This window comes from Microbacterium sp. CFBP9023, assembly GCF_034045055.1.
GTDB lineage: Bacteria > Actinomycetota > Actinomycetes > Actinomycetales > Microbacteriaceae > Microbacterium.
In genome coordinates, this window is sequence record NZ_JAXCWI010000003.1 from 54,142 (window position 1) to 70,602 (window position 16,461).

General features: G+C 68.7%; 14 protein-coding genes and 1 tRNA gene. 12 read left to right on the plus strand and 3 right to left on the minus strand.

Translation table 11 applies throughout. From position 1 onward, the window contains the following. Positions 1-14: 14 nt before the first annotated feature. Positions 15-980: a serine hydrolase domain-containing protein gene (locus tag SOM10_RS14960; RefSeq protein ID WP_285365260.1), complete on the minus strand. Its 966-nt coding sequence runs from the start codon at positions 978-980 to the stop codon at positions 15-17. Between the two features lie 65 nt (positions 981-1,045). On the opposite strand from SOM10_RS14960, the gene SOM10_RS14965 reads away from it, so the two are divergent. The 9 genes from SOM10_RS14965 (at position 1,046) to SOM10_RS15005 (ending at position 10,349) form a co-directional block, all read left to right on the plus strand. Beyond that, complete coding sequence (locus SOM10_RS14965) at positions 1,046-2,821, plus strand: ABC transporter ATP-binding protein (RefSeq protein WP_320490808.1); 1,776 nt, start codon at positions 1,046-1,048, stop codon at positions 2,819-2,821. A gap of 28 nt (positions 2,822-2,849) precedes the next feature. Continuing rightward, positions 2,850-3,941, plus strand: a complete 1,092-nt coding sequence (locus tag SOM10_RS14970; RefSeq protein ID WP_320490810.1) for a Gfo/Idh/MocA family oxidoreductase — start codon at positions 2,850-2,852, stop codon at positions 3,939-3,941. Further along, the gene (locus SOM10_RS14975) at positions 3,938-4,867 is read left to right on the plus strand and encodes a hypothetical protein (RefSeq protein WP_320490811.1); all 930 of its coding nucleotides are present in this window, start codon (positions 3,938-3,940) and stop codon (positions 4,865-4,867) included. Before SOM10_RS14970 ends, SOM10_RS14975 begins: the two co-directional genes overlap by 4 nt. Positions 4,868-5,030: 163 nt before the next feature. After that, positions 5,031-6,326, plus strand: a complete 1,296-nt coding sequence (locus SOM10_RS14980) for an ABC transporter substrate-binding protein (protein ID WP_053098762.1) — start codon at positions 5,031-5,033, stop codon at positions 6,324-6,326. 67 nt (positions 6,327-6,393) lie between these two features. Next, positions 6,394-7,395 carry a carbohydrate ABC transporter permease gene (locus tag SOM10_RS14985; protein ID WP_053098763.1) on the plus strand — a complete coding sequence of 334 codons (1,002 nt, stop codon included), beginning with the start codon at positions 6,394-6,396 and terminating at the stop codon, positions 7,393-7,395. Next, entirely contained in the window at positions 7,392-8,333 is a 942-nt protein-coding gene (locus SOM10_RS14990; RefSeq protein WP_053098764.1) for a carbohydrate ABC transporter permease, read from the plus strand. The genes SOM10_RS14985 and SOM10_RS14990 overlap by 4 nt, the downstream gene beginning before the upstream one ends. A gap of 2 nt (positions 8,334-8,335) precedes the next feature. Then, complete coding sequence (locus SOM10_RS14995) at positions 8,336-9,013, plus strand: hypothetical protein (RefSeq protein ID WP_053098765.1); 678 nt, start codon at positions 8,336-8,338, stop codon at positions 9,011-9,013. A 42-nt stretch (positions 9,014-9,055) separates the two neighbouring features. After that, on the plus strand, positions 9,056-10,057 hold the full coding sequence (locus tag SOM10_RS15000) for a LacI family DNA-binding transcriptional regulator (protein ID WP_320490815.1): 1,002 nt from the start codon (positions 9,056-9,058) through the stop codon (positions 10,055-10,057). Positions 10,058-10,260: 203 nt separating this feature from the next. Further along, positions 10,261-10,349: transfer RNA gene (locus SOM10_RS15005), tRNA-Ser, on the plus strand. A 37-nt stretch (positions 10,350-10,386) separates the two neighbouring features. Here SOM10_RS15005 and SOM10_RS15010 read toward each other — a convergent pair. Next, positions 10,387-13,011: an excinuclease ABC subunit UvrA gene (locus tag SOM10_RS15010; RefSeq protein WP_346433363.1), complete on the minus strand. Its 2,625-nt coding sequence runs from the start codon at positions 13,009-13,011 to the stop codon at positions 10,387-10,389. Positions 13,012-13,239: 228 nt separating this feature from the next. Here SOM10_RS15010 and SOM10_RS15015 point away from each other — a divergent pair, with 228 nt between their 5' ends. The 3 genes from SOM10_RS15015 to SOM10_RS15025 all read left to right on the plus strand — a co-directional run bounded on the left by SOM10_RS15015 (position 13,240) and on the right by SOM10_RS15025 (position 16,049). Continuing rightward, positions 13,240-14,280, plus strand: coding sequence for an aldo/keto reductase (locus SOM10_RS15015; protein WP_320490819.1), 1,041 nt, complete (start codon positions 13,240-13,242; stop codon positions 14,278-14,280). A gap of 99 nt (positions 14,281-14,379) precedes the next feature. Then, positions 14,380-15,036, plus strand: coding sequence for a GntR family transcriptional regulator (locus SOM10_RS15020; protein WP_320490821.1), 657 nt, complete (start codon positions 14,380-14,382; stop codon positions 15,034-15,036). Between the two features lie 38 nt (positions 15,037-15,074). Next, the gene (locus SOM10_RS15025) at positions 15,075-16,049 is read left to right on the plus strand and encodes an NAD-dependent epimerase/dehydratase family protein (protein WP_320490823.1); all 975 of its coding nucleotides are present in this window, start codon (positions 15,075-15,077) and stop codon (positions 16,047-16,049) included. A gap of 9 nt (positions 16,050-16,058) precedes the next feature. On the opposite strand, the gene SOM10_RS15030 is transcribed toward SOM10_RS15025, so the two are convergent. Then, positions 16,059-16,454, minus strand: a complete 396-nt coding sequence (locus SOM10_RS15030; protein ID WP_053098770.1) for a VOC family protein — start codon at positions 16,452-16,454, stop codon at positions 16,059-16,061. Positions 16,455-16,461 lie beyond the last annotated feature (7 nt).

The following is a 16,461-nucleotide window of genomic DNA, read 5'->3' on the forward strand; positions in this document are numbered from 1 at the left end:
GCGAGCGTCGGCGGTCACACGGCGGTGATGACCGCGTTGTCGAGCTGATCGGCGTCCACGCCCGGGCGCACGGCCGCGTTCGTGAGCAGCACCCAGCAGACGCCCGCCGTCGGGTGCACCCAGAACTCCGTGCCCGCCCACCCGCCGTGGCCGAAGACGTCACGGTCCACCAGCCCCGGCGCTCGTGAGCGCAGGTTGAACGTGAAGCCCCAGTCCTGACCGCGCTCAGAGGGGTACGGGTCGAGGCGGGGGATCGCGCCGGTCAGCGGGCGGAGCATCATGGCCAGTCCCGCCGGAGACAGGATGCCGTCTTTCGCGCCCTGGCCGATGCGCAGCAGCTCGGCGCCGAGGTGCAGGAGATCCTCGGCTCTGCCCAGGAGTCCTGCGCCGGGAGCACGCGTGGCGTGGAACCGGTCGAGGTCGAGTCCGCCGGCCGCGGCATCCGGAACCCCGAGGGACTTGCTCGGGTCGAGGGTCAGGCCGATCGCGCCGATGCGATGCGCCCAGTCGAATGTGCCGGCATCCCAGGTCGAACCGGTCGCGTGCTCGATCAGCGCCGCGATCCCCTCGAAGGCCAGGGTGGAATACCGCGACGCGGTGCCGGCGGCGAAGTCCCGCCCCTGGCTGAGCAGCTCGTCGCGCAGCGGAAGCGCGGTGTCGAGAGCCGGCTCGGAGATCCCCGAGGTGTGGGATGCCAGGTGCCACAGCCGCACGATGTCGTCACGAGAGGTGCCGAACTGCGGCAGGGCGTCGGCGAGCGGAGTGTTCGGGGTGAGCAGACCCCTCTCGATGGCGCGCGTCGCCGTGATGCCGGTGAGCACCTTCGTGATCGAGAACAGCGGATAGACGGCATCCGTCGCGGCCCCGAAGCCCTCGAGGTCGACGATCCCGTCAGCCGTGGCCATGCCGAGCACCGCTGTCGGTAGGCGCTCCGCCTGCACGTGACCACGTGCCCAGTCGAATGCTGCGTCGAAGGTCATGGCTGCTCCTGCTGATTCGGATGGTCGCGCTTCCCAGACGGGTGCGGTGACTCTACGATAGGACCATGGCACAGAAAGCGCTTTCCCATCCGGCCGCGCTCATCGACGGTGATCACCCCACCCGCTCCGTGCTGCGCCTCGTCGCCCGCCGTCCCTGGCGACTGACCTTCGCGATCACGGCCTTCGCGATCAAGGAGATCCCGCTCTGGTTCCTGCCGGTGATCACCGCCGCGATCATCGACGTCGTGGCGAGCGACGGCGATGTCACCGAGGTGCTGTGGTGGTTCGCGCTGGCCGCCGTGCTGCTGCTGCAGAACTACCCGAACCACATCATCTACACCCGCAACTTCATGACCGTGGTGCGAGACCTCGGTGCCGATCTCCGCAACGCCCTCACCGCGCGACTGCAGAGCCTCTCGATCGGGTACCACACGAGGATGAGCTCGTCGATCGTGCAGACGAAGGTGGTGCGCGACGTCGAGAACGTCGAGCTCATGCTGCAGCAGGTCACGCATCCGCTCCTGTCGTCGACCATGGTGATGCTCGGCGCACTCAGCATGACGGCGGTCACCGTGCCGCAGTTCCTTCCCGTGTACGCCCTCGCCGTGCCGATCGCGATCGGCATCCGCTACGGCATGCGCAATCGATCGCAGCGTCGCAACGAGGTCTTCCGGCGCGAGATCGAGACGCTGTCGGCCCGCGTCGGCGAGATGGCGTCGCTGATCCCGGTGACACGCGCTCACGGGCTCGAGGAGACGGCGATCAACCGCGTCGCGGGCGGGGCGGATGGCGTGCGCCGCGCCGGACTCGACCTCGACCTGCTGAACGGCCGGGTGGCCTCGATCTCCTGGGTCGCGATGCAGCTGCTCGGCGTCGCCTGCCTCATGCTCGCCGCCGTGTGTGCGCTCACCGGCTTCCTCCCGATCACGCCGGGCGAGGTCGTGATGCTCTCGAGCTACTTCACGCTGCTGACCGGCGGGCTCACCCAGCTGCTCATGCTCATTCCCGTCGGCGCCCGCGGGCTCGAGTCGGTGCGCTCGATCGCCGAGGTGCTGCAAGAGCCCGACATCGAGCAGAACTCCGGCAAGCGCGTCGTCTCGGCGGTCGCCGGCGAGATCGTGCTCGATTCTGCGACGCATCGCTACGCGGATGCCGACGACGACGCCCTGTTCGAGATCGATCTGCGGATCGCCCCCGGCGAGACGGTCGCCTTCGTGGGATCGTCGGGCTCGGGCAAGTCGACCCTCCTGAACCTCGTGCTCGGATTCGTCCGTCCGACGAGCGGCCGCATCGTGCTCGACGGCGCCGACATGCAGGAGCTCGACCTGCGCACCGTGCGCCGGTCGATCTCGGTCGTGCCGCAGGAGTCGGTGCTGTTCGAGGGATCGGTCTTCGACAACATCGCCTACGGCATGCCCGACGTCACGCCCGATCGCGTCGAACAGGCGCTGCGAGACGCCAACGCGTGGGAGTTCGTGAGCGAGCAGTCGCAGGGGTGGGACACGGTGGTCGGCGAGCGCGGAGCGCGCCTCTCGGGTGGTCAGCGCCAGCGTCTGGCGATCGCCCGCGCGCTCGTGCGCGATCCGCGGATCCTGCTGCTCGACGAGGCGACGAGCGCGCTCGACCCCGAGTCCGAGGGACTCGTCAAAGAGGCCCTTGAACGGCTCATGCGCGGTCGCACGACGCTCGTGGTCGCGCACCGGCTGTCGACGATCCGGCAGGCCGATCGCATCGTCGTGCTCGAGCACGGACGTATCGTCGAACAGGGCTCGCACGACGAGCTGCTCGCCGCCGACGGGCGATACGCCCGCCTGCACCTGGTGCAGAACGGCATCAGATGACCCCGGCTCAGCGTCCTGAGGAGGAACGATGACAACCGAGAAGACCCTTCGCGCGGCCCTGGTCGGCACCGGGGCGGTGGCGAACGCGCACGCCCGCGCGGTCGCCGCGTACCCGCGCGCCGAGCTCGTCGCCGTCGCCGACCTCAGCCGGGAGAAGGCGCAGGAGTTCGCCGGCCGATACGGCATCGATGCCGCCTACGGCGACCTCGACGAGATGCTCGCCGCCGAGCACCCCGACGTCGTGCTCATCTGCACGCCGCCCGGGCCGCACCGTTCGCAGTCGCTCGCAGCCTTCGCAGCCGGCGCGCATGTGATCGTAGAGAAGCCGCCGGCACCCTCGCTCGATGAGCTCGACGAGATGCGCGCGGCGGCCGATGCCGCGGGCAGGCAGCTGGCGGTCGTCTTCCAGCAGCGCACCGGCACGGCCGCGGCGCACGTGCGCGGGCTGCTGCAGAGCGGAGCCCTCGGGCACCCGCTCGTCGCCGTGTGCCAGACGCTCTGGTTCCGTGACGCCGACTACTTCGCGGTGCCGTGGCGCGGCAAGTGGGAGACGGAGGGCGGCGGAACGACCCTGGGCCACGGCATCCACCAGATCGACCTGCTCGCGCACCTGCTGGGCGACTGGTCGTCGGTGCAGGGCAGGCTCTGGCGGCTCGACCGCGAGACCGAGACCGAGGACGTCTCGACCGCGACCATCGTCTTCGGCCAGGGAGTGGTCGCGCAGCTCGTCACCAGTGCCGTGTCGCCGCGAGAGACGAGCTCGATCCGCATCGACACCCAGAAGGCCACGGTCACGGTCGACCACGTCTACGGCCACGGTCATGAGAACTGGCGGATCACCCCGGCGCCCGGCTTCGAGTCGGAGGCCGAGGGATGGGCGTTCCCGGATGCCGAGGAGCGCAGCGACCACGAGCCGCTGCTGCGCGACGTGTTCGACGCTCTGCTGGAGGGAGCACCCCTGCCTCCTACTGCTGATGCACCCGCACGCTCGCTCGAGATCGTGGCGGCCATCTACGCCTCGGCCGCTGCGGACGGCACGGTGATCACCCCCGAGCTGCTGGGCTCGCACCCCACGCACCGGGCCGGCTTCGCGAGTCCGGTCACCGATCTCCGCAGATGAGAGAGCTCTACCGCGACCCCGTCTACGACGGAGCCACCGACCCGCGGGTCGTGGTCGACGCCGACGGGCTGTGGTGGATGTTCTACACCCAGCGTCGGGCGAGCCTCGCCGATGCGGGACCGGGGGTGTCGTGGGTGCACGGCAGCCGGATCGGGGTCGCGACATCGACCGACGGTCTGGACTGGCGCTACGACGGAACGCTCGAGCCCACGGCATCCGATCTCGTCCTCGAGCCCGGCCCGCCGCCCGCCGAGGTCGACCGCACGCACTGGGCCCCGGAGGTCTTCTGGGACGGTGCGCGCTGGCGGATGCATCTCACCGAGATCGACGGCATCCCCGACCGCTGGCCGGGGTTTGCTCGCGCCATCGTCGAGTACGCCTCCGACGACCTGCGGCACTGGTCGAGACGCGGCCTGCTCGTGCTGAGCAGCGATCGTGTGATCGATGCGGCCGTCGCGCGCACGCCCGACGGACTGTGGCGCCTCTGGTACAAGGATGAGGCGGCGGACTCGGTGACCATGGTCGCGTCATCGCCCGACCTCGTGGACTGGTCCCTCGACGGCGTCGCGATCGGAGGACGGCCGCACGAGGGGCCGACCGTGTTCGAGCTCGGCGGTCTCTGGTGGCTGATCGTGGACGAGTGGCGGGGGATGGGCGTCTATCGCTCCGACGACGGCACGCGCTGGACGCGTCAGGGTGATGCGGATGCCGTGATCCTCGCTGATCTGCCGACCGGAGGGGTCGGCAGTCACGGCGCGCAGGTGCGCGTCGGCGACGACCTGTGGTTCTACTTCTTCGCCGCCGCCGCGGAGCGGGCTCCGGCCCACGCTGCGACGGGCGAGCAGAGGCGATCCGCCGTGCATCGCGTGGGGCTCGAGGTCGAGGGCGGGAAGCTGATCGTGAGAGGATCGAAGACCCCGCGGTAATCGATGTAATCCCCGCCGCGAATTGCCGGTTGCGAAACGTTTCAATCTGGATTAGCGTGCAGGTAAGCGTTTTCCCCGCACGATGGAGATCGCATCCCGCACCACATGGACACAGGCGTTCCGCGGCCCTGCCGAACGAGGACGTTCATCAGAGAGGACAACGATGTTCAGCAAGAAGCGTCTGGCGGCCGCAGCGGCCGTCGCCACCAGCGCAGCGCTGGTACTCGCCGGCTGCGCCGGCGGAGGCAGCCCCGAGGGCGAGCCCACGTACGACCCCGACGAGAAGGTCACGCTCGACCTGGCGTTCTGGGGCAACGACGTCCGCGCCGATCTCTACAACCAGGCGATCGAGGCGTTCAACGAGGAGTACCCGAACATCACGGTGAACGCGACGTTCCTCGGGTTCCCGGAGTTCTGGGAGAAGCGCCAGACCGAGGCCGCCGGCGGCGGACTCCCCGACGTCATGCAGTTCGACTACTCGTACCTGCGTCAGTACTCGGAGAACGGCCTGCTGCTCGACCTCGAGCCCTACCTCGGCTCGGTCATCGACACCGAGCCGCTCTCCGAGAACATCCTCGGCATCGGCGTCGTCGATGACACGACCTACGGCATCACCACGTCGACCAACGCGTGGGGCGTCTTCACCAACCCCCAGCTGCTCGAGACCGCAGGCGTCGAGGAGTTCCCCGGGGGTGACTGGGAGGACTACGACGAGTGGATGGGCGAGATCACCGATGCCGGCGCGGGTGAGTTCTGGGGCGGGTCCGACTGGACGGGGCGCATCCAGAACTTCGAGCTGCAGCTGCGCAGCGAGGGCAAGAACCTGTTCGACGAAGACGGCACGCCCGGCTTCGACGAAGACCGTCTGAAGGAGTTCTGGGAGGCCGGAGACGACATCCGTGACGGAGTCGTCGTTCCGCAGCAGGTCGTCGAGGAGCTCAACCCCCTCACCGCGTTCGACGCCGCGAAGAACGCCAGCGAGCTGACGTGGGACAACTTCGGTGCGGGCTACCTCGCCAACCTCGGCGAGAGCTACACCGAGCTCGGCCTCGTCGCCCCGCCGGTCACGAAGGAGGGCGCGAAGGATCTGTACCTGAAGCCCTCGATGCTGCACACGATCTCGGCCAAGACCGAGCACCCGGAGGCGGCGGCGACGCTCGTCAACTTCCTGGTCAACTCGCCCGAGTCCGGCGAGATCTTCGGCACCAACCGTGGCCTCCCCGCATCCGAGACCGCTCTCGAGGCCGCAGAGCTCGATCCCATGAGCCAGCTCGTCAAGGACTACGAGGAGTCGATCGCCGACCGCCTCGGCGACGCTCCGCCCGTGCCGATCGTCGGCTACGGCACCCTCGAGGAGAAGTTCCGGGTGCTGGGCACCGAGCTGAACTTCGGCACCACGACGGTCGACGAGGCCGTGACGCAGTTCTTCTCCGAGATGGACGTCGTCCTCAACCAGTGATCCCGTCGGTGGGCCGGGTGGCATCCGCCCGGCCCACCGCATCCCATCCACTTCGGAAGGAGCTGTCATGAGCACGACGGCGACCAGGACGATCGTCACGGGCAAGAAGTCCGGGCGAGGGCGGGCGCTGCGCAGCGGCCGCCGCCCCGAGAACGAACTCGCGCGGCCGGGCCAGCGCGCACGTCTGCGGCGTGAGACGGCGACCGGCTATGCGTTCCTCACCCCGTGGCTCATCGGCTTCTTCGGTCTCACCGCCGTGCCAATGATCTACTCCCTGTACCTCTCCTTCACGAAGTACAACATCTTCCAGCCGCCCAAGTGGATCGGGCTGGACAACTACATCCGACTCTTCACGAGCGACCCGAACTTCATCCAGTCGGCGCAGATCACCCTCGTCTACGTCTTCATCGGCACTCCGATCACCCTCGCGGCCGCCCTCGGCGTCGCGATGCTCCTGAACTACCGCGACAAGGGCGCCGGCTTCTTCCGCTCCGCCTTCTACGCGCCGTCCCTCATCGGCGGCTCGGTCTCGGTCGCCATCGTGTGGCGGGCCATGTTCTCCTCCGACGGTCCGGTCGACAGCGGTCTGCAGATCTTCGGCGTGGATCTCGGCGGATGGATCGGCAACCCGAGCCTCGTGCTCCCGATGATGATCCTGCTCGCCGTCTGGCAGTTCGGAGCCACGATGGTGATCTTCCTCGCGGGTCTCAAGCAGATCCCCAAGGAGCTGTACGAGGCCGCAGAGATGGACGGCGCGAACGCCTACCGTCGGTTCCGCGCGGTGACGATCCCGATGCTCTCCCCGGTGATGTTCTTCAACCTGCTGCTCGGTCTCATCGGCGCGTTCCAGGTGTTCGCCTCGGCGTACATCATCTCGAACGGCACCGGCGGCCCCGCCGGCATGACGAACTTCATCACCGTGTACCTGTACAAGCGAGGGTTCTCCGACGGACAGATGGGCTACGCGGCCGCGATCGCGTGGGTCCTGCTCGTCGTCGTCGCGATCATCGCCTTCATCCTCTTCCGCACTCAGAGGTCGTGGGTGCACTACTCGGGAGACGACAAATGAGCACCTCCAATCAGGCAACCACGTCCGGCGCCGCATCCACTCCGGTCTTCGCCGCGCAGCAGACGACGCCCGTCGGTCCGCCCGCCCCGCGTCGCCGCATCAAGCGCAAGACCTGGCAGACCGTCATCTGGTTCATCGGTCTCCTCGTGCTCACCGCGGTGGTGCTCTACCCGTTGTTGTGGCTGTTCCTGTCGACGTTCAAGCCGAACTCCGAGTTCGGTCAGAACCCCGGTCTGCTGCCGCAGGCACCGACGCTCGACAACTACGGGAAGGTCATGGAGGGCATCGCCGGAGTGCCGATGTGGCGCTTCTTCCTGAACTCGCTGATCCTCGCGGTCTCGGCCGTCGTCGGCACGGTGCTCTCGTCGGCGCTCGCCGCCTACGCCTTCGCACGAGTGCAGTTCAAGGGACTCGGCGTGCTGTTCGCCGCGATGATCGGCACGCTGCTGCTGCCGTTCCACGTCGTGATCATCCCGCAGTACATCATCTTCAACCAGCTCGGATGGGTCGACACCTTCATCCCGCTGATCCTGCCGAAGTTCCTCGCCACCGAGGCGTTCTTCGTCTTCCTTCTCGTGCAGTTCATCCGCCAGATGCCCCGCGACATGGATGAAGCGGCGCGCATCGACGGAGCAGGCCACCTGCGGATCTTCTGGTCGATCATCCTGCCGCTCATCAAGCCCGCCCTGATCACCTGCGCGATCTTCTCGTTCATCTGGGCGTGGAACGACTTCCTCGGCCCGCTGCTCTACCTGACGAGCCCCGAGAACTACCCGCTGCCGATCGCGCTGCGCCTCTACAACGACCAGACCTCGTCGTCCGACTACGGCGCGACGGTCACGGCGTCGTTCGTGGCCCTCGTGCCGGTGCTGCTGTTCTTCGTGGTCTTCCAGCGCTTCCTCGTCGACGGAGTCGCCACGCAGGGACTGAAGGGCTAGTCATGTCGGTCATCAACGCAGAGCGTCGGGCGCACCGGGCGGCGAAGCGCGAGGCGCGCTCGGGCGCCGGCCCGACGGTCGCCGGTGTCGAGCCCGGGGTCAACCCCGGAGCGACCGCCAAGTTCGGTCTGTTCGGCGAGGTGCTCACGGTCGGACTGCTGATGACGATCATCGCCCTCGGCGTCGTCACGCTGCCGATCGCCCTGGCTGCCGGCATCCGTCACCTGCGTCGCTTCGTCGCCGCGGAGGATTCGCGCACGGCCCTGTTCTGGGACGACGTGCGCACCGGCATCCTGCCCTCGCTCCGCGTCGGGGTGCCGGCGGCGCTGATCGCCGCCGTGCTCACGGTCGACGTCGTGCTCGCGGGCTCGGGCGCACTGCCCGGTGGCGAGATCATCGCGGTCATCGGCTGGGCGGGGCTGCTCGCTCTCGCGGTCGCCGTGCTGCTCGCCGCCGGCGCCTGGTCGCCGTCGACCGGGTGGACCGCCGCGGTCCGCGCGGTGCCGGGGATGATCACAGCGGATGCCGCCGGAGCCGCGTACATCGCGGCCGCGGCCGTCTTCACCGGCGTCGTGACCTGGGCGCTCGCGCCCCTGTTCATCGCGGGCATCGGCTGCGCGGCGCTCGCCGTCGTCGCGGTTCCCGGGCGTCGCCGGCGCGGAGTTCACCCCGCGGAATGAGAAGGTAGTCGTGGCGCACGCGCGGACGGACGGAGGCAGGCCATGGCGGTAGGGGTGAAGGACGTGGCGGCTGCGGCCGGCGTCTCGGTCGGCACCGTCTCGAACGTGCTCAATCAGCCCGAGCGCGTGTCCGCCAAGACGGTCGAGCGCGTGCAGCGGGTGATCCAGGAACTCGGCTTCGTGCGCAACGACGCCGCCAGGCAGCTGCGCGCGGGTCGCAGCCGCAGCATCGGACTCGTGGTGCCCGACATCGGCAACCCGTTCTTCGCCGAGGTCGTGCGCGGCGCGGAGGACCGGGCAGCGGATGCCGGCATGACGGTGCTGCTCGGCAACAGCGACGAGCGAGACGAGCGCCAGGTCGCGCACCTCGAGCTCTTCCAGGAGCAGCGGGTCAACGGCGTGCTGCTCACACCCGCCACCGACGACCTCTCGGCCGTGCATCGATTCGCCGCGGGCGGCATGCCGGTGATCCTCGTCGACCGCGAGGTGGAGGAGGGGCTGCTGCCGTCGGTCTCGGTCGATGACGTCGAAGGCGGACGCCTGGCTGCCGATCACCTGCTGGCTTCGGGACGTCGCCGGCTGGCATTCGTCGGAGGACCGCAGTCGGTGCAGCAGGTCGCCGATCGTCTGCGCGGCGTGCAGGCGGCCGTCGCCGCTCACCCCGATGTCACTCTCGAGATCTTCGAGCAGTCCGCGCTCACGGTGCTCCAGGGCAGGGCTGCGGGCGAGGCCATCGCGGCGCGTGGGCCCCAATCGCGCCCGGATGCCGTCTTCGCCGCGAACGACCTGCTCGCCGTCGGGCTGCTGCAGGCGTTCAGCTTCGGCTCCGGCATCCGTGTGCCACAGGACATCGCCATGGTCGGCTATGACGACATCGACTTCGCCTCGGCGACCGTCGTGCCGCTGAGCTCCGTGCGCCAGCCCGCCAGGCTGCTCGGCTGGACCGGGGTGGATCTGCTGCTGAAGGAGCTCGACGGCGTCGAGCACGACCGTCGCGTGCGGTTCCAGCCCGAACTCGTGGTGCGCGAATCGAGCGCCGGCTGAGGGATCGTCTCGGGTCACGCGCCGTCACCCGTGCTGTGTGCATGACCGGAGCACGGATGCGGGAGCATCCGTCGGGTCTCGTCCTGCAGATGTGCTTTCGTCCTGCAGGCGGCCCGGCCGAGGACCCTGAGCCCCGATTCGTTCCAGCCACGGGAACCCGTTATGATTGCAAGGTGCATCCGCTCTTCACGGTTCGGATGCCTGGAGACGTCGCATAGTCCGGCCGAGTGCACCACCCTGCTAAGGTGGAGTCCCCTCACGGGGACCAGGGGTTCAAATCCCCTCGTCTCCGCAGAAAGAATCCCTGCCTCGGCAGGGATTTTCTGTTCTCAGGCGCTGACTCCGAGTTCCTGAGCCGCGATGGCATCCGCGAGGTACGACGCCGTGGTGCTTCCGCTCGCGGAGGCGACGGAACGCGGAGTTCCCTGCGCCACGACAGTGCCGCCGAGCTCTCCGGCTCCCGGTCCCATGTCGATCACCCAGTCGGCCTGTGCGACCACGCGCATGTCGTGCTCGACCATCACGACCGTGTTGCCGGCGTCGACGAGATGCTGAAGATGGACGAGCAGCCGATCGGTGTCCGACGGATGCAGTCCTGAGGTGGGCTCATCGAGCAGGTAGAGGGTGTCGCCGTGCTGGGCGCGCCGCAGTTCGGACGCCAGCTTCACGCGCTGCGCCTCGCCGCCGGAGAGCTCGGTCGCCGACTGGCCCAGCGGCAGGTACCCGAGCCCCACGTCGAGGAGGGCATCGAGGTGTCGCGCGACGTCGGCATCGTCCTCGAAGAGGACACGCGCGTCGTTCACGCTCAGGGCGAGGACGTCGGCGATGGTGTGCCCGTGGAGCTCGATCTCGAGGGTCTCCGGGTTGTAGCGCGTGCCGCCGCAGGTGCCGCAGGGGGCGTGGACGGTGGGGAGGAAGAGCAGCTCGACCTCGACCGTGCCCTCGCCCTTGCAGGTGGGGCATCGCCCGCTCGCCAGGTTGAACGAGAAGCGGCTCGCGGCGTAGCGCCTCCGACGTGCTTCCGGTGTCGCGGCGAACAGCGCGCGGACGCGGTCGAAGAGCCCGGTGTACGTCGCCACGTTCGATCGAGAGGTGCGGCCGATCGGCTTCTGACTGACCTGCACCACGCGTCGCACGCGGTCGGCGGGACCGGAGGCGCGACCCGTCGTGTGGGCGATCGGTGCGGAGAACAGCGGATCAGCTGCTGCGCTGCCCTGCTCTTCCCTCGTCGACGTGTCGGTCGACGAGCCGTCCACCTCGCTGGAGAGGCTGCTCTGCAGCAGGTCGGGCAGGGCCTGGGTGACGAGAGACGACTTGCCCGAACCGGAGACGCCCGTGACGGCGGTGAGGCAGCCGAGGGGGACCGACACGGAGACGCTGCGGAGGTTGTTCCGCGAGACGTCGACGAGCACGAGTTCGGCGTCGGGTTCGCGAGGGTTCCGCGGCTGTGCCGTCGGCTGCTCGGCTCGCAGGTCGTCGGCGAACAGATATCGTCTCGTCTGGGAGCGTTCCGCGTCCCGCAGCCCGTCGATCGGGCCGGAATAGACGATCTCACCCCCGGTGGATCCCGCTCCGGGGCCGATGTCGACGATCCAGTCCGCATGCCGGATCACGTCGAGGGAGTGCTCGACGAAGAAGACCGTGTTTCCGGAGTCTCGCAGCGAGCGGAGGATGCGCACGAGCGCTTCGCCGTCGGCGGGGTGGAGGCCGGCAGACGGCTCGTCGAGCACGAACATGACCCCGAACAGCTGCGACAGCACCTGGGTCGCGAGCCGCATACGCTGCAGCTCACCCGACGAGAGCGTCGGGGTCGAGCGATCCAGCGAGAGGTAGCCCAGACCGAGCTCGATGATGGGGGAGATCCGATCGCGCAGCTCGTCGACCAGCCGGTGCGCCGCGAGCTTCTTCTCGGGTGAGAGCGCTTCGCCACCGGCGCCGGGGGCATCCGTTCCGTTGCCGGAGGAGTCGAGTGCCGTCTCGAGGAGTGCCTCGAGGTCCGCGAGTGGCATCGCGGCCATCTCTGTGATGTCGAGACCGGCGAACGTCACGGCGAGCGCCTCGGGCTTCAGGCGGCGTCCGTCGCACATCGGGCAGCGGACGCTGACCATGAAGCTCGCCGCCTTCTCGCGCATCTTCGCGCTCTTCGAGTTGGCGAAGGTGTTGAGCACGTACTGCCTCACGCCGACGAACGTGCTCATGTACGAGGGCTCGATGCCGGCCGCGACGGCTTTGCGCACCTGCGCCGGGCCGCGGTCGGTGAACACCGGAACCTGAGGCGACTCCTCGGTGTAGAGCACCCACTGACGCTGCTTCTCAGGCAGATCGCGCCACGGGATGTCGATGTCGTAGCCGAGCGATATCAGGCTGTCGATGAGCTGCTTGCCGTGCCAGGCGCGCGGCCAGGCGTCGAGCGCACGGTCGCGGATCGACAGCGACTCGTCGGGGACCATGAGGTGCAGCGGCACGTCGTACACCTGCCCGATCCCGTGGCAGCGCGGGCACGCGCCCTGCACGGTGTTCGCGGAGAAGTCCTCGGCGAACAGCGGCTCCGCCCCACTGGGGTACGTGCCCACTCGCGAGAACAGCATGCGGATGACGTTGCCGATCGACGTGGCGCTGCCGACGGTCGATCGAGCGCTTCCCGCGGTGCGCTGCTGGGGGAGGGCCACCGCCGGAGGCAGCCCGCCGATGGCGTCGACGTCGGGGATGTCGACCTGGCTCATCAGGCGCCTCGCATAGGGCGCCACCGACTCGAAGTACCGACGCTGCGCCTCGGCGTACAGCGTGCCGAATGCGAGGGAGCTCTTGCCCGAGCCGGAGACGCCGGTGAAGGCCACGAGGGCATCACGGGGTATCGCGACGCTCACGTCGCGAAGATTGTGCACCCGTGCTCCGGTCACGACGATGGCGTTCGACGTGCCGGACAGCTTCGACGGTGGGGTCCCGCCCATCATGGACCTCTTCTCGTTTCCCGCGGGGAGCGGGGGTGAATGCGATGATCGCCGTCTCTCCGTCACGCTACCCCGACCGTCGGACTTCGTCGGTGTGGTTGACAGCGGTCGGTCGGGCCTGCGAGCGCGGACACCCGTATGCCGGCGCAGCATGCATCGGAGTCCTGGTCCCGCTGTGCGAGAAAGCGCTATCCTGAAGCTCTTCCCGCCTCGGATCCAGGAGCGTCCCTCATGCCCATCGCCGCCGATGACCCCCGCCTGACGCATGCCTACGAGGCTGCGGCCACCCGCTACACCGACGTGCCGTTCCAGCGCGCAGGCTCCAGCGGGGTGAAGCTGCCGAAGGTGTCGCTCGGACTCTGGCAGAATTTCGGTCGCGACCGCACCTTCGACAGTCAGCGCGAGATCGTGCTGCACGCGTTCGACCGCGGTGTCGTGCACATCGACCTCGCGAACAACTACGGTCCGCCGTACGGGTCCGCCGAGTCGACGTTCGGCGCCGTTCTCGACAGCGGGCTCGCCCGCTACCGAGACGAGCTGTTCGTCACGACCAAGGCCGGCTACGACATGTGGCCGGGGCCGTTCGGCGACGGCGGATCGCGCAAGTACCTCATGCGCTCGCTCGAGCAGAGTCTGCAGCGCATGAACACCGACTACGTCGACGTGTTCTACTCGCACCGCCCCGACCCCGAGACCCCGCTGGAGGAGACGGTCACGGCGCTCGCCGACATCGTGCGCAGCGGCAAGGCGCTGTACGTGGGCATCTCGAACTACCCGGCCGAGCTGGCGCGTCGCGCGTATCAGCTGCTCGCGGATCAGGGCGTGAGGCTGCTGCTGCACCAGCCGCGGTACTCGCTGTTCGACCGCACTCCCGAGGCCGAGCTGTTCCCGGCGCTGCGCGAGCTGGAGATCGGCAGCGCCGTGTTCTCGCCGCTCGCGCAGGGCCTGCTCACCGGCAAGTACATCGACGGTGACGTCCCGGCCGACTCGCGTGCCGCGAACAGCCATTTCCTGAACGGGTCCGCGCTCACCGACAGCTACCTCGAGCGCATCCGCGGCATCGACCGCGTCGCGAAGGACGCGGGCCTCTCGATTCCCCAGCTCGCCGTCGCGTGGGTGCTGCGGGACTCCGTGGTGACCACCGCGATCATCGGAGCATCGCGCACGGGCCAGATCGACGACGCGGTGGCGGCCAGCCAGGTCGAGCTCTCCGACGACGTCGTCACCGCTCTCGAGGAGTTCGCTGCGGCGCCCGGCGCCAGCGTCGTCTGACTTTTTCCCTGGCGCTGCGTAATATTCCGGGCGGCAGCGAGTCTGTCTAGTGGGGGCCCCTGTCACAGGGGGCGTACACAACGGACCTGGGGAGCACCAATGACCATCGCCTACGCGGATCCACGGACGCACCACTGGACCCATCGCGGTGCCGTGCCACTGCCCGAACTTGCCTTCCAGCACATCCTCGGGGCGATCCTGCGGGGGGACTACCGGTCGGGCGACACGCTCAACACGATGCGCTTCGCCCGAGAGCTCGACATGTCGCTCAACCCGATCCGCGAAGCGATCATCCGGCTGCGTGACATCGGACTGGTCGAGGTCACTCCCGCGCGCTACACCAAGGTCGCGGACCTCACCGCACCCGAGTCGCGTGCCGCGATCAGCTACGCCGGCGTGCTCGCGGGGACGGCGCTCCGCACGGCGCTGCCCACGGCCGCGGAAGGCGTCCGCTCCGATCTCGCGGCGTATGCCGAGGAGATCGGTCGCGCGCAGGCCGCAGCCGACCGCGACGCCGCGGCCATCGCGTTCCTCACCGCCGTCGACGATCTCGTGCGGCATCCGCGACAGGCGATGCACCTGGTCGAGGCCACGATCCTCGCTCAATGCGCGCTGCAGTTCTCCGAGACTGCGTCCGGAGACGACGCGACACCCGGGCTGGTCGCTGCGGCCGAAGCCGCCGCCCTCGCGATCCGTGCGGAAGATCCGGATGCCGTCGAAGGGGCCGTCCGCGCGCTCTTCGAGCACCTCGCCTAGGCGGCCTCCCCGCCTGACCCGTCGCTAGAGTCGGATGCATGACTGCGACGACGGTGTTGTTCATCGGTGGAACCGGAATCATCTCCTCGGCGGCGAGTGCGCTCGCGGCGTCCCGGGGGCTGGAGGTCACTCTGCTGAATCGCGGACAGTCGCAGCGCGAGCCCGCTGACGGCGTCGAGGTGCTGACGGCGGATGTGTCGGATGCAGCAGCGGTCGACGCCGCCCTCGCCGGTCGTGAGTTCGATGTCGTCGCCGACATGATCGCCTTCACGCCGGATCAGGTGCAGCGGGACATCGAGCGCTTCGAGGGCCGGACGGGACAGTACGTCTTCATCAGTTCGGCATCCGCCTACCAGAAGCCGGTCTCTCGTCTTCCGATCACCGAGTCCACACCGCTGCGCAATCCGTACTGGCAGTACTCGCGCGACAAGATCGCCTGCGAGGACCTGCTGACCGCCGCGTACCGGGATCGCGGATTCCCGGTCACGGTGCTGCGGCCTTCGCATACCTACGACAAGTGGACGATCCCGGCGTTCGGAGGGTGGACGGCGATCGACCGCATCCGCCGGGGTGAGGAGATCATCGTCCACGGCGACGGCACGTCGCTGTGGACGCTCACGCACTCGAGCGACTTCGCGGTCGGCTTCGCAGGGCTGCTCGGCAACCCGCTCGCCTACGGCGACACCTTCCAGATCACGAGCGACTTCGTCTACACCTGGAACGAGATCTACGCGATCCTCGGTCGCGCGGCGGGAGCAGAGCCGAAGATCCGGTACGCCACGAGTGCGGCGATCGAGGATGCCGCACCCGACCGCGCCGGGCAGCTCACGGGTGACATGGCGCACTCCGTCGTCTTCGACAACACCAAGGTCCGCCGCCTCGTGCCGGACTTCGCCCCGCTCGTGCCACTGCACACCGCGGCGCGCGAGATCATCGACTGGCACGACGCGCATCCCGAGCTGCAGCGAGTCGACCCGGCCGTGAACGAGCTCTTCGACTCGCTCCTCGCTTGAGAGCGGCGCTCAGCCGGCGGCGAGCACGGCGAGGACGTTGCCGGCGGGGTCCGTGAACCAGGCGATGTCGGGCCCTCGATCGGGACCGCCTCGCAGGATGCCCTTCTCATCGGTGGCGAACTCCGAGTCGTCGTAGATCTTGGTCACGACGCCCCGCTCGTTGAGCTCGTCGACGGCTGCTTCGACGTCGTCCACCGGGAAGTTCAGGATCGTGAAGCTCGCGGGCTCATGGTTCGGCTTGCCGTAGACGAGGATCGATCCGCCGTCGGGCAGGCTGATGTCGAGGAACCCCATGGCATTGGTGGTGACGTCCATGCCGAGGGTGTCGCCGTAGAAGGAGCGGGCGGCGTCGATGTCGTCGACGCTGAACCCGCTGAACGCGTGTGTGGTCTGAAAGGCGGTCATGCCCTCA

Coding starts and splice junctions, on each gene's coding strand:
- SOM10_RS15000 (WP_320490815.1), top strand. CDS start 9,056: ATGGCGGTAGGGGTGAAGGACGTGGCGGCTGCGGCCGGCGTCTCGGTC.
- SOM10_RS14975 (WP_320490811.1), top strand. CDS start 3,938: ATGAGAGAGCTCTACCGCGACCCCGTCTACGACGGAGCCACCGACCCG.
- SOM10_RS14995 (WP_053098765.1), top strand. CDS start 8,336: ATGTCGGTCATCAACGCAGAGCGTCGGGCGCACCGGGCGGCGAAGCGC.
- SOM10_RS15025 (WP_320490823.1), top strand. CDS start 15,075: ATGACTGCGACGACGGTGTTGTTCATCGGTGGAACCGGAATCATCTCC.
- SOM10_RS15010 (WP_346433363.1), bottom strand. CDS start 13,011: ATGATGGGCGGGACCCCACCGTCGAAGCTGTCCGGCACGTCGAACGCC.
- SOM10_RS14960 (WP_285365260.1), bottom strand. CDS start 980: ATGACCTTCGACGCAGCATTCGACTGGGCACGTGGTCACGTGCAGGCG.
- SOM10_RS14990 (WP_053098764.1), top strand. CDS start 7,392: ATGAGCACCTCCAATCAGGCAACCACGTCCGGCGCCGCATCCACTCCG.
- SOM10_RS14980 (WP_053098762.1), top strand. CDS start 5,031: ATGTTCAGCAAGAAGCGTCTGGCGGCCGCAGCGGCCGTCGCCACCAGC.
- SOM10_RS15015 (WP_320490819.1), top strand. CDS start 13,240: ATGCCCATCGCCGCCGATGACCCCCGCCTGACGCATGCCTACGAGGCT.
- SOM10_RS14970 (WP_320490810.1), top strand. CDS start 2,850: ATGACAACCGAGAAGACCCTTCGCGCGGCCCTGGTCGGCACCGGGGCG.
- SOM10_RS15030 (WP_053098770.1), bottom strand. CDS start 16,454: ATGACCGCCTTTCAGACCACACACGCGTTCAGCGGGTTCAGCGTCGAC.
- SOM10_RS14965 (WP_320490808.1), top strand. CDS start 1,046: ATGGCACAGAAAGCGCTTTCCCATCCGGCCGCGCTCATCGACGGTGAT.
- SOM10_RS14985 (WP_053098763.1), top strand. CDS start 6,394: ATGAGCACGACGGCGACCAGGACGATCGTCACGGGCAAGAAGTCCGGG.
- SOM10_RS15020 (WP_320490821.1), top strand. CDS start 14,380: ATGACCATCGCCTACGCGGATCCACGGACGCACCACTGGACCCATCGC.